We start from the raw sequence: 13,139 nt of genomic DNA on the forward strand, positions 1-13,139 counted from the left end.
TAAGTGCCCGTACTGCGGGCCATAAAGGTAAAAATTACAATGAATATTCGTACTCTTTTAATCGAAAAAGCAATTGCAGCTATGGTTGCAGCTGGATTACCAGAAGACACAAATCCAGCGGTTACACAAAGTACACGCCCGCAGTTTGGTGATTACCAAATCAATGGCGCAATGGGCGCGGCTAAAAAATTAAAATCAAACCCGCGTGAACTAGCACAAAAAATTATCGATAACCTAGATCTTGCTGATATCGCAGAAAAAACAGAAATTGCAGGCCCTGGTTTTATCAACATTCACTTAAAGCCTGAGTTTTTATCAGCTAGCTTAAAAGCAGCAAACGAAGACGAAAAGCTGGCTGTTGCGCCACATGCAACAGCACAAAAAGTAGTTGTTGATTATTCATCACCTAACCTTGCTAAAGAAATGCACGTAGGTCACTTACGTTCAACTATCATTGGCGATGCGGTTGTTCGTGCCCTTGAGTTCCGTGGTGATGAAGTTGTTCGTCAAAACCACATGGGTGACTGGGGTACTCAGTTTGGTATGTTAATCGCGCACTTAGAAGATCAAATTAACCAAGGTGTTGATTTAGAATCTGTTGCACTTGCGGATTTAGAAACCTTCTATCGTGATGCGAAAAAACGCTTTGATGATGAAGAAGGCTTTGCCGATAAAGCGCGTAACTACGTGGTTAAATTGCAAAGCGGCGATGCACACTGTGAAAAACTTTGGAAGTTATTCATTGCCACTTCTGTAAAGCACTCTGAAGAAGTTTACAAACGCCTAAACGTAACGCTTACGCAAGATGACATCATGGCAGAAAGTGCTTACAACAGCGAACTTGCAAACATCATCGCGCTATTAAAAGACAAAAACATTGCTGTTGAATCTGATGGTGCACAAGTGGTGTTCTTAGATGAGCTTGCTAACAAAGACGGTGAGCCTTCAGTATTTATCGTACAGAAATCAGGTGGTGGCTTCTTATATGCAACAACCGACTTAGCTGCATGTGATTACCGCTCAAATAAACTCGGTGCTGATCGTATCTTAATCTTTGTAGATGCACGTCAAAGCTTACACTTCAATCAAGTTGAGCTAACAGCACGTAAAGCGGGTTTATTACGTGATGAAACAAGTTATGAATTCTGCCCATTCGGCACCATGATGGGTGAAGACGGCAAGCCATTCAAAACACGTACAGGCGGTACTGTTAAACTTGCAGACTTACTGGAAGAGTCAATCACTCGTGCAGCAGCTAAACTTGCTGAGCGTGAGTCAGATTTAAGCGACGAAGAGCGTAGCGAAATTGCCCGTAAAGTGGGTATTGGTGCAGTGAAATATGCGGATCTGTCTAAGCACCGTACTAGCGACTATATCTTCAACTGGGACACTATGCTGAGCTTTGAAGGTGCTACAGCCCCTTACTTACAATATGCATACACGCGTGTTCGCAGTATTTTCCGTAAATCAGGTATCGATGCTGCCTCATTAACAGCAGACGTTACAATCAACGAGCCACAAGAAAAAGCGCTGGCACTTAAACTTCTACAGTTAGAAGAAGTACTTGATCTAATGATCAGCGAAGCAACACCGCACGTATTATGTGGATACCTATACGAACTAGCAAGCCTATACATGACGTTCTACGAAGCATGCCCAGTTCTAAAAGAAGGCGTAGAGCCAAGCGTTCGTGACAGCCGTTTAGTACTGTGTAATTTGGTAGCGAAGACGCTGAAGTCAGGATTGGATCTTTTAGGTATCGAAGTAATGGAGCAAATGTAATCTGCTTCGTGTAGTTCGCTTTAGCTGCGTTAATGAGTTTATTTAGCCTAAGTCACATACAAAACACGTATGCTCCTTGGCATAAATAAACTCATTGCCTTGCTAGCACTCCTACACTTGCAGAAAGTTTAAGAACTCAAAGGGATAAGTCGGTTTTCCGCCTTGTCTTAGGCTAAACTACTTAGGTGAATTCTGCTTCGTGTAGTTCGCTTTGAAAGCACTCTTACACTTGCAGATGATGCGCTTTGTAGGTTGGGTAGAGCAAAGCGAAGCCCAACAAATTGACAGCTCAACAACCTTGATTAATCTTTAGCTGATAGCTGATAGCTGATAGCTGATAGCTGATAGCTGATAGCTGATAGCTGATAGCTGATAGCTGATAGCTGATAGCTGATAGCTGATAGCTGATAGCTGATAGCGATAGAGGGAATTTTATGAAACTTGAAGATATTCGCCGTGAATATTTACAGGATGGTTTATCTGAAGACATGCTTGATGCGTCTCCGATCAAGCAGTTTGAAAAATGGCTTGAGCAAGCTGTTGCCACTAATTTGCCTGATCCTACGGCGATGGTAGTCGCAACGGTTGATGAACATGGCCAGCCTTCGCAACGTATCGTGCTGTTAAAGCATCTTGATGAAAATGGCTTTGTGTTTTTTACCAATACCGGCTCGCGCAAGGCGCAGGAGCTTAAAGGTAATAACAAAATCTCTCTGCATTTCCCATGGCACCATATGGAGCGACAAGTCATTGTTTATGGTGAGGCTAAACCCTTACCAACAACTGCTGTTGCTAAGTACTTTTTATCGCGTCCTAAAGAAAGCCAATTAGCTGCATGGGCATCTCAGCAAAGTCGTCCTGTGTCATCACGTAAGGTGTTAATGGAAACATTTGCGAAAATGAAGCAAAAGTTTTCTGATGGTGAAATCCCATTGCCTGATTTTTGGGGTGGCTATTGTGTTGAGCCTACTAAAATTGAGTTTTGGCAAGGTGGTGCGCACCGCCTGCACGACCGCTTTATGTATCAACGCCAAGCCGACGGTAGTTGGCAGTTTGGTCGTTTAAATCCGTAAATGCGTTTTATCGATTCCCACTGCCATCTTGATTTTAGCGAATTTGATGAAACTCGCACAGAGCTCATCAAAGCATGCAAGCAAGTAGGAATTGAGCATTTTATTGTGCCAGGTGTGAGCTTGGCACAATCTACAGCACTTCTTTCTTTTGCCAAATCAGAGCCAAGTATTTCAGTTGCTTTAGGCTTACATCCTTATTTTTTATCTGACCACCAAGCTCATCACCTCGCAGAATTAGAGCAGTTAGCAAAAGCCAATTTAGGCCAGTTTATTGCCATCGGTGAGTGCGGTCTTGATCGCAGTATCGACAACCTCGATAAACAAGCGCAGCTTTTTGAAGGGCAGATAGAGCTTGCCAATCAACTTGCTTTGCCACTGATTGTGCATCACAGACAAAGCCATGATTTAATTGCCCGCTCATTTAAGCGCTGCAAACCCAAATATGGAGGGGTTATTCATGCTTTTTCAGGCTCAGAACAACAAGCCTCAAGTTATATAAAACAAGGTTTTAAGCTTGGAGTCGGTGGCGTGATAAGTTATCCACGCGCGGCGAAAACTCGTAAAGTCTTAAGCGCTATAGAGCCACAGCATTTAGTACTTGAAACCGACTCGCCGTCAATGCCACTTGCAGGCTTTCAAGGGCAGGTAAATACGCCGCTTAAGGTGCGTGATGTATTTGCACATTTATGTGAGCTTAAAGGCGTGATAGGTGATGCAAAGCAGCAGCTTGCTGCCGAACTTTACGATTCTTGCTCTGCGCTTTTTTTGATATAGCGATTAAATTGCCAGCGTTTTAGGCCACGGCCAAGTTGCCACGTAAAAATACAAGTAATTACGAGCATAAGTAATACTTGTCTGCCTAAGTCATGAAAGCTACTGTGGCTGGTGGCTATCGATGCTTGCGTAAGATACGTTATTGCCACAAACCCCAGTGGTCGCTCGTTATCACTAATAACGGGCTCAACAAATGGTGTTTTTAATTTACTAATGCCCGGCGTTGAATCCGGTAACAAACCAAAGGTATGGTGACTTTGCCAGTTATCACTGGCAGCTACTTGAATACCTTGTTGGTCGTAAATTATTGCAGCTAACACATACTCATCTGCAGCTATGTGGTTACATAGCGCTTTTAATTCTGGTTTGTTTTTTTCTAGTAGTGGAGTTTTAGCGTTTAGGGCCATAAACTTGGTTAAGCTTATCGCTGTGCTGTCAGCACTATCATAAAGTAACTGATGACTTTGAAAACTACTATTAACGGCAACCCAGCTCAGCAGCACAAAACAGGCTGCAGCTAGACTTAAACGCACCAAACGTTGGCGGTATGTAGCCGAAAATGGAGTTTTTAGTTGGTTATTTTTCATAGTCACCGTATACGCTGCTGACAGCTTTTCAATTTGATGGTACAACTAAACCAGTATAATAACCTTATTAGTTCATTGATTGCGAGTAGCTCATGCGCGCGCAAGGACAGACATAAGTCTAATGTGGAGCCACTATGTCACAGCTTAGCCTAGCTGCTACACCTTCAGCAAATTTAGCTGAACAAATCAGCCTAAATTGCTGGTATAAAATTGAAAACAAACACCTTATTACAACAGACTTTACGCCAAAAGCAAGTCAGGGCGTATTTAGCGTAGCATTCGGTAAAGTACTTGATGCTGAGCAAATACTGGCTATTAGTGAGTTTTTAGCGGCACAAGGGTTTAGCAACTTATCGCTATGTTGTTATCAGCCAATCGCAGACATGCCAGTGGCATGGAGCTTTCATAGCGATGCAACAACAACACTCAGCCCACTGGTATTAGTTGAGTTTGCCAAGCAAATTGGTATTCAACTGGTGCAGTTGACTAATCCACCAACGGTTGATGAGCCTGGTCTATTATTAATGGACATGGACTCTACCGCGATTACTATCGAGTGTATAGATGAAATAGCACGACTTGCTGATGTATATGATGAAGTGGCTGCTGTGACCGCCCAAGCAATGGCTGGGCAATTAGATTTTGCACAAAGCTTAAAACAGCGTGTTGCTAAGCTTGAAGGTATTGATGTTGATCTAATCGATGGCTTAAAAGCACGTTTACCACTTATGCCGGGTGTTAGTGAATTATGCCAATACTTAAAACAACATAATTGGCATTTAGCCATTGCATCAGGTGGTTTTGTACCATTTGCTGAGCATGTGCAAACACTAATAGGTTTAGATGAAGTGCACGCTAATACCCTTGAGTTCAAAGATAATCGTTTAACAGGTAAAGTGATTGGCACTATTGTTGATGCTGAAGAAAAAGCCCGTGTACTTAAACGAATCGAAGCAAAGCTTGCCTTAAATAATCGTCAAACTGTTGCCATGGGTGATGGAGCTAACGATTTAAAAATGATGGCTGCGGCAGGGCTTGGTGTGGCTGTTCACGGTAAACCTAAAGTGGTTGAGCAAGCACAAACGGCTATTAACGAAGGTTCGTTGCTGCAAGTTGCTTACTTGTTAGGCCTACCGTTAGATTACTCGCTTTAACCAGATTGCTTTGCGTTTACTCATTTCGTCGATCAGCCTTTGGTCAATATCAAAATGGGTAAGCGCTTCTTCGGTTATATCAATTAAATCTCCCACACCAGCAACAGCCCATAATGCTTCCTCTAAATCTTTTGCTTTGTGTAAAGCATATTGACTGATGTATTTAAGCTCATTCGATAAGTAATCAATATCAGGCCGGCCTGTGCGTGATACATATAAACGAAATACAAACACTAAGTCGTTTTTCAGTGCTTTTTTTACAAATAGTGTTTGTGATGTGTAATCCTCATCGCTAATGCAGCGGCTGGTAATTGAGTCAGCAATTGTGCCTAAACGTGGGTTAAAACAAACAAAAAGTGTAAATGGCAAAGGTGCATCTTGACGACTACGATCTTTGATAAGTGGGGTGATCACTTCGGTTATTTGGTCTGTCGACAACAAGCCATCAATGCTGGTGCTTTCATTAAGCAGTGCAAAATTTTGTAAAAGCACATGTAATGGACTTGGGTATAAGCCTTGCCCAATAGCACCTATTTTAAAATGCGCTGATTCTTTATGGAGATAAAGCGGAAATTGGCAAACACTTTTTGTTACCATGTTTCTAAGTGCAGTAGAGAGCCCAGGAATCTTAGGGGTTTCTTCACACACTTTTAGTTTATCTTTATTATTATCAATCAACACCGTGAAAAAGGTTATTGCCATATGAGGCAAATCGGTTACTCGATGTACTTTTAAATTCACAGTTGTAAGCGACTTACTTATTGCCATAACTTCATAGCTAAGATCACTTAGATCGTGTTTTTTGGTGATTTTCTGTAGTTCAGGCAAGCTTAACTTAATGATATCGCCCTTTTTAAAGTCTACAGGTTTCTCACATTCAATTTGTAACCCCATAACTGAAAGATCGCGTGTGTAGCCCTGCACAAGTTGCTCTCTATGCTTAACCGTGACAGATGTTTTATACAAGAATCGCTTATGCGCTCTTAAATTCACATACTCTAAGGCAACAGGCTCTAGATGAGGCGGTGTCTTGTGTTTACTGTGGCCAAATTGTTTTAATTGATTAACCGCAGTTTTATCAAATACACGTTGTTGGTATTTTTTCTGCTCATACTCACTACCCACTGAAGTCAAAATCAACAAGTATTTAACGTCTTTTAGCATGCCTTGCACACGCGGGGTCGGTGGCTTATTAAGCTTTTCGATGTTTTTACCTGCGCTACTTGGTAACGTCAATGGAATGTATGAATCTTCTGGATGGCTTGGCATTAGCTGAAGTTTAAAACACTGCCAGCTATCTTTTTGACTACCAAACCCTAAAAACAAATCTTTTAAATGAGGCTGATTATTTAACTCAGAGCGAGTTGCTGAATAGTAATATATTCTGCCAGATACTGTATGAGTAAAAGTGTAAATATAGTCTTCTTTTACGGCATCAGGGCTACTGAGTAAGTGAGCAATGCGCTGCTGATTAACAATACTGTATAAACAGGACACTTTTCGCTCATCACAAAAGTAACGCTGAATAAATATATTGTTTTCTGTTGTTAAGGCGAGACTTGGGTAAAGCTTGTCACCCTGCAAACTTAAAAACGTATAGAGCGAAGTCACTCGAGGAATATAGTATTGCTCATATCCTTTAGAAACAACAGCATCTAAGGTATTGTCTAAATTAACTTTATAGCGTCGTTTATTGCCGTGGATAAAGCTATTTAAAAAGTCGTCAAACTGCTTGTTATTTTCTATAAAGGTACGTTTTAAGCGCACATGATTATATTCACGCGATACCTTTTCGACGGCAATGACTTCATATTGAATACCATTTTTCAGACCCAGCTCAAAGTCTTGCTCGAGACCAACCAAGCGTAAGCCAATTAATTGGCCTTTTTTTAATTTATATCGGGGGGCAAGTTTGATTTTTGCACCGCTTAACGAGATATCAGAAGTTGATGCTGAGACTTTCGTTTCTTTATCAATTTCAACCGAGATCTTTATGGAGTAATTCATGCGCTCTTCAGAGCGGCTTTCATAAGAAGCAAATTTGATAACTTTTGCGGTTAACTGATTACTACTGTCATCGCTAATGAGGTCTTGCTCGGCGGCTTTTTTTTGCATCACTCGGTGATTGTTTTCGGTATTCATCACCGCTTCATAGACTGCAAGGGTATAGCCACCGTGGCGTTTAATCGCATCTTCAAACACTTCAATGGCGGTGTCATCCATAAAGTGCTGTTTGCCCTCATATTCGTAAGGTTTTACTTGTCCAGTGACTTGACCACGCAAATCGATAAAGCGTGCTACAGGCTGAGATAAACGCGACATCTCCATTTTGATCAAAAACTGCTCTGGCTTAGTTAAGCTGGCTGTTTTTGCTTTAAATAGCTTGTCGAATTGAGGTGTGCCTAAATTCGCCTTTAGTTCTTCAACTAGACTTTCGTATTTAAGCAAGATATCTTCAGGCATTTATAAAACCATCACTGTCTATCAAATAACGTAGTATTACTCGGCGGTGTTTTGCAGCTCACTACGCGAGTAGTAATTACTTTGTTGTTTTATTAGTTATTGTTATAAGTACTAGCCAATAAAATGGCAAGTTCTCTGGTATTTATTATTAAGCAAAAACTGTGCCCTTAACTTGTTCTTTAGTCAACAGTTAACATATAAGAAGGTCGATAGGGAGCAAGTTACCATGTATTATCTTCGATGTTTTTAAATCTACTATACATCAATTACCTTAGTAGTCAGTTTTACTTTGTCTACTAGATGCTTGAAAATAGTGGTTCAGTAAATACCAGCTATCCAAACAGGTAAGGCCGAATGGCAAAATCAGCAAAAATCGAATTTGTCTGCACTGAGTGCGGCATGAATTATCAGCGCTGGCAAGGGCAGTGTAAATGTGGTGCATGGAATACCCTTGCAGAGTTTAAACCGTCAGCAGGGCAGTCAAAGCAAGCAGCAAGTCGAGCTGCAATTGCAGGCTATGCCGGTAATGTGGGCGGCGGTTCAAAAAAAATAAATGAAGTTGCAACCACTGAAGCTGAAAAGCGCCTCACAGAAATTGGTGAATTAGACAGGGTATTAAGTGGCGGCGTGACCACAGGCTCAGTGAATATTATTTCTGGGGATCCAGGGGCAGGTAAAACCACCTTGTTGTCAGATTTAGTTGCACGTATGTCAAAAGTAATGCCGTCTTTATACTGTACAGCAGAAGAGTCATTATCACAGTTTAAAAATCGGGTTAACCGCTTACGTCTAGATTACAACGAAGATGAGCTGTACTTACTATCTGAAACCAGCGTTGAAGCAATCATTGAAGAACTTGATAAACATAAAATAAAGTTTGCTGTTATCGACTCAATTCAGGCTGTTGTAACAGAAACGGCAAATGGTACTCCAGGGTCACCCTCACAAGTGAAAAGTGCGGCTCAGGCGCTCACGCAATATTGTAAGCAAAATGATGTGACCATGTTTATTATCGCTCACGTAAACAAAAATAACGAAATTGCTGGGCCACAAACCTTAGTACACATTGTCGATGCGTTATTACACATTGACACCAATGATGGGCAAGTAAGGACATTACGTGCCAATAAAAACCGTTTTGGCGATATCGACACTGTGGGCATTTTTAGAATGTGTGAGCGAGGTATGCTGAGCGTTGATAACCCGAGCGAAATCTTCCTATCAGGCTCAACGACTGAGTCGCCGGGCTCTGCGATTACTTGTATTCGTAAAGGCAATCGTAACTTACTACTCGAAATTCAATGTCTAACCACAGAAACCGAAGCTGAATTCCCTCAACGAGTGTGTGTTGGTTTAAACATGAATCGTATCAAGATGCTCACGGGGATTTTACGAAAACACACTAAAACTAAAATCTTCCATGATACGTTTTTTAATATAGTTGGTGGTTTAAAAATTGATGAGTCAGAAACCTGCATTGATTTAGCGTTAGTTACAGCACTTTTAAGTAGTTTGAATGAGTTTGTGGTGCCACGGACTACTTGTATTATGGGCGAGTTAAGTTTAAATGGTGATGTAAGACCAATAGACAGTGGCGTACCTCGAGTTAAAGAAGCGGCGCAACATGGCTTTACTGAAATCTTTATTCCTTATCGTAATTACCATAAATCAATGGAAGGCTTAGGCGCAAAAATTACCCCAGTGAAAACTGTGCATGAATTACTGTCGTTAATTAACTAAACACAATTTGATACACTGATAAAAAATTTACACCAATTAAAGGAAATAAAATGAAGAAGTTAATTATTGCGGCGGTTGTTGCTGCGGCAGTCGGTGGCGTAGCTTACGCAAACTATGCTGTGACACAGGAAGTGAAAACAGTGGTTGATCAGCAGCTGAGTGCTTTATCAACACAAAGTGGTGTAGATATTACTTATAGCGATATTTCAGCGAGTGTTTTTGATAGCAGCATGGAGCTTTCGGGTATCAAAGTACAAAGCCTTGATAGCAATGAAGCTATTGCAACCATAGATACGATTGAAGTATCAGGTTATGAGCAAGACAGCATTCCACCTCATACCGGGTTTGTGATGACAAACTTTCGATTCAGTGATGATTTCCTCGCTCAGTTACCGCAAAACGCCAACAACAAATTAGCGTCTACAAGCTATAACGTTAAGTCTTCGCTAGATTACAATAAAGACTCTGGTGATAGTGCGTTTGCAGTTAACGTGACTGCAAATGAAGTGGCCGATGTTCACTTTAATTTAGGGTTGGCGAAATCAACTCCTTTAATGGAAGCGTCATTGGCTATCAGCAAGATGCAAAACTCAACACAAAATGGCCAGCTCACATTAGAGCAGCAACTGCAACAGCAATCAAAAATGATGGCGGCCATGAGCCAGTTAGAGCCACGAAGTATTTCACTGTCAGTTGCAGATGAAGGAGAGTTAAAAGCGGTTGTAGAGAGCTTCTTGCAAGCGCAAGGTATGACTCATGAACAGTTCCAGCAGGTTGTTGCTATGCAGTTACAACAAGCGCCGGTTAGCACTGACTTAGAGACTGCTATTACTAATTTTGCTCAAGGCTTATCATCATTATCGGTTTCGGCAAACTTGCCAGAAGGTCAGTCTATGATGCAAATCAATCAGCAAATTATGGCGCTAATGGGACAACCTGAAGAACTTGCCAAATTTATTAACCTTCAAGCAAGCGGTAAATAAGGCTAAGGTGCAGACAACCTTAAAGTGTTGCTCCGTCTTGTGAGCTTACTTTAAGGTTGTTTTTAACTTTTCGGATGCCTCGGTTATGCTCCAAAAACTTTTGTGCTAAAGCACGTTGAAATCCTGTCTTGGTAGAGCCGATAAGCTCAACCGTATCACCCTCTACAATCACCTGTAGATTAGAAATAGTAAAGTTAGGGTTGCTGGTTAGTTTCTGCAAAGCATATTGTTGCAATCTAGGTTGTGCTGATGTGCTTGATGTTAAAACACTGGTATTTGCACTCACCTTTGTCGCACAAGCTAGTAAAAATAAACAACTTAATGAGATCAGTACTACGGTTAATTTAAAGCGGTTCATACGATTCCCTCGCGAAGACTCTGTTGCAGAACCAGTTACAATTATCATTCCAATTTTAAGTTTCTGATTATAAAGTGATTTTATGCTTGATAGGTTAAAAGGTATGAACTAATTACACAGTGGTTAGTAAAAAAGTACATGCGGCAGAGAGCAAAATGCCGAGACGAGCTCGGCATTTTCAAGTAAAGATATTAAGCTATTTTTTCTTTTTTACTTTTGCTTTGGCTTTTTTCTTAGCTTTGATCTTTGCAGGATCTTTTTTCTTTTTAGATGGGATCTTTGCTTCTTTGTGTTGAGGCTCAATTCCTTTAATTACGCGACGTTTAAGCTTTTGCTCAATGTAGCGTTCAACCTTGCCTAGAATAGCCACATCGTGAGCTTCGATAAATGAAATCGCAATCCCTTTTTTGCCAGCACGGCCAGTACGGCCAATGCGGTGTACATAGATATCAGCAGTACGCGGCATATCAAAGTTAATAACATGACTAATATCGGCGACATCAATGCCACGTGCAGCAACATCGGTTGCCACTAAGATATTATTGCGACCAGAGTGAAAGTTCTCCATCGCTTTCATGCGTTTGTCTTGTGGCATTTCACCACGTAGCCATGCAACGCGTAACCCTTCGTTGTTAAGCTCACCAATCAAGGTTTCTAAGCGTTCACGGGTTTTAACAAACACGATTGCTTTATGTATGTCTTCACCGTTTAGGATCTCGACCAACATTTTTAGCTTATGGTTATAGTCATCAGCTAGGTGAACCCACTGATGAATTTTAGCTTTCTCTTTTCGGGTTGACTCTGCTTCAAGTAGTGCAGGGTCATTTAAAATTCGTTCTGCAAATAACTCAACGCTGTCGCCTTCAAGTGTTGCTGAGAATAAGAAACATTGGCGACGATTACGTGCTTCGTCACAAATTCGCAGCATTTCTTTACGAAAACCCATGTCTAGCATGCGATCAGCTTCATCAAGAATAAGCAGTTCAACATTCTCAGCATGGAAATTCTCAGTTTCGAGGTATTCCATTAAGCGCCCTGGCGTGGCAATGAGAATATCGTTATTACTCTCGAAAATTTCTTTATGTGTCCCGTAGTTAATACCGCCGGTTACTACACCAATTTTGAGGTGTGTTTGCGCAGCAAGTAATTCACATTGTTCATGAATTTGATAAGCCAATTCACGAGTCGGTGTCATGATCAGCACGCGAGCAAAGCCAGGATCGCGACGAGGGAAATCAAGCAAGTATTGAATTGCAGGGATCAAAAAAGCGGCTGTTTTACCAGTACCAGTTGGCGCAGATGCTAAAATATCGCGGCCTCTTAGCGCTTCAGGGATCGCTTGTTGTTGAATACTGGTTGGTGTATGAAAACCCATTTTATTAATGGCATTTAACAGCTTGTTATCGATATCAAATTCAGAAAATTGCATAGAGTGACGTAAATAGAGGACAATTAGGCCTAATTATACGCGTTAACGCGGCTGTGGTGAATGAAAAGGTGAAAAAATGTCAGGCTTTGTGTTTAAACAATTTTCGGTGGAGCAAACTCGTGCTGCAATGAAGGTGTCAACGGATGGCATTTTGTTAGGTGCATGGGCCACTCTTACTAACGCCACACGTATATTAGACATAGGGACTGGAACAGGGCTGCTGGCCTTAATGGCAAAACAGCGAGCGCCACAAGCAACAGTGATGGCGATCGAGATTGATCATGATGCTTGTATCGACGCCCGCGCTAATTTTACCAATAGCCCGTGGTCAGATATCCGCCTTTATCAAGGTGCCGTGCAGTCATTTGAATCACCAGAGCCCGTTGATGTTATCATCACTAACCCGCCATATTTTAACGCCAGCCTCAAAGGAGAGAATGCGCCACGTAATGCTGCACGTCATACTGATGGCCTTAGTTTTAACGAATTAATAGCTGCATGTAGCAGGCTTAGTCATGACAAAACGTTGTTGAATGTTATTTTGCCTTGTCCGGAAGCTGAGCAATTTATTGCTATTGCAAAGCAATTAGGTTGGCATTTAAATCAACAATGTTTGATTCAAACAACACCCAAAAAAGCGCCGAGCCGTTGCTTAATGTTATTTAGCCAACAGGCTATAGAGTGCAAAAAATCGCAGTTGGTTATTCATGCTCAGGATGGTAGTTACAGCGCCGATTATCAAAGGCTTTGCAAAGCCTTTTATTTGAAAATGTAACGCTAATATAAGATTTTTGGC

At 41.4% G+C, this 13,139-nt stretch carries 11 protein-coding genes; 7 read left to right on the forward strand and 4 right to left on the reverse strand.

Annotated elements, in window-relative coordinates; translation table 11 throughout:
* Nucleotides 1–39 precede the first annotated feature (39 nt).
* The 3 genes from argS (at nucleotide 40) to L1264_RS01785 (ending at nucleotide 3,629) form a co-directional block, all read left to right on the forward strand.
* Nucleotides 40–1,782, forward strand: a complete 1,743-nt coding sequence (gene argS / locus L1264_RS01775; RefSeq protein WP_199526274.1) for an arginine--tRNA ligase — start codon at nucleotides 40–42, stop codon at nucleotides 1,780–1,782.
* A gap of 434 nt (nucleotides 1,783–2,216) precedes the next feature.
* Complete coding sequence (gene pdxH, locus L1264_RS01780; protein WP_135925887.1) at nucleotides 2,217–2,855, forward strand: pyridoxamine 5'-phosphate oxidase; 639 nt, start codon at nucleotides 2,217–2,219, stop codon at nucleotides 2,853–2,855.
* The gene (locus tag L1264_RS01785; protein ID WP_199526273.1) at nucleotides 2,856–3,629 is read left to right on the forward strand and encodes a TatD family hydrolase; all 774 of its coding nucleotides are present in this window, start codon (nucleotides 2,856–2,858) and stop codon (nucleotides 3,627–3,629) included.
* Here L1264_RS01785 and L1264_RS01790 read toward each other — a convergent pair.
* Nucleotides 3,596–4,216, reverse strand: a complete 621-nt coding sequence (locus tag L1264_RS01790) for an AhpA/YtjB family protein (protein WP_135925885.1) — start codon at nucleotides 4,214–4,216, stop codon at nucleotides 3,596–3,598. The genes L1264_RS01785 and L1264_RS01790 overlap by 34 nt on opposite strands.
* Nucleotides 4,217–4,350: 134 nt before the next feature.
* Here L1264_RS01790 and serB point away from each other — a divergent pair, with 134 nt between their 5' ends.
* Nucleotides 4,351–5,370 carry a phosphoserine phosphatase SerB gene (gene serB / locus L1264_RS01795; RefSeq protein ID WP_138558609.1) on the forward strand — a complete coding sequence of 340 codons (1,020 nt, stop codon included), beginning with the start codon at nucleotides 4,351–4,353 and terminating at the stop codon, nucleotides 5,368–5,370.
* On the opposite strand, the gene L1264_RS01800 is transcribed toward serB, so the two are convergent.
* On the reverse strand, nucleotides 5,353–7,833 hold the full coding sequence (locus L1264_RS01800; protein WP_235403594.1) for a PilZ domain-containing protein: 2,481 nt from the start codon (nucleotides 7,831–7,833) through the stop codon (nucleotides 5,353–5,355). The two genes, serB and L1264_RS01800, sit on opposite strands and share 18 nt — an antisense overlap.
* A 354-nt stretch (nucleotides 7,834–8,187) precedes the next feature.
* On the opposite strand from L1264_RS01800, the gene radA reads away from it, so the two are divergent.
* Entirely contained in the window at nucleotides 8,188–9,573 is a 1,386-nt protein-coding gene (gene radA, locus L1264_RS01805) for a DNA repair protein RadA (RefSeq protein WP_199526271.1), read from the forward strand.
* Nucleotides 9,574–9,623: 50 nt separating this feature from the next.
* Entirely contained in the window at nucleotides 9,624–10,556 is a 933-nt protein-coding gene (locus L1264_RS01810) for a hypothetical protein (RefSeq protein ID WP_199526270.1), read from the forward strand.
* Between the two features lie 19 nt (nucleotides 10,557–10,575).
* On the opposite strand, the gene L1264_RS01815 is transcribed toward L1264_RS01810, so the two are convergent.
* Nucleotides 10,576–10,914 carry a BON domain-containing protein gene (locus L1264_RS01815; RefSeq protein ID WP_199526269.1) on the reverse strand — a complete coding sequence of 113 codons (339 nt, stop codon included), beginning with the start codon at nucleotides 10,912–10,914 and terminating at the stop codon, nucleotides 10,576–10,578.
* 196 nt (nucleotides 10,915–11,110) lie between these two features.
* Nucleotides 11,111–12,343 (reverse strand): ATP-dependent RNA helicase SrmB, encoded by a 1,233-nt coding sequence (gene srmB, locus L1264_RS01820; RefSeq protein WP_199526268.1) that lies wholly within the window; start codon nucleotides 12,341–12,343, stop codon nucleotides 11,111–11,113.
* A gap of 76 nt (nucleotides 12,344–12,419) precedes the next feature.
* Between srmB and L1264_RS01825 the strand changes: the two genes are divergently transcribed.
* The gene (locus L1264_RS01825) at nucleotides 12,420–13,118 is read left to right on the forward strand and encodes a tRNA1(Val) (adenine(37)-N6)-methyltransferase (RefSeq protein WP_199526267.1); all 699 of its coding nucleotides are present in this window, start codon (nucleotides 12,420–12,422) and stop codon (nucleotides 13,116–13,118) included.
* Nucleotides 13,119–13,139 lie beyond the last annotated feature (21 nt).

Source organism: Pseudoalteromonas sp. APAL1 (genome assembly GCF_021532475.1).
Lineage (GTDB): Bacteria > Pseudomonadota > Gammaproteobacteria > Enterobacterales > Alteromonadaceae > Pseudoalteromonas > Pseudoalteromonas lipolytica_C.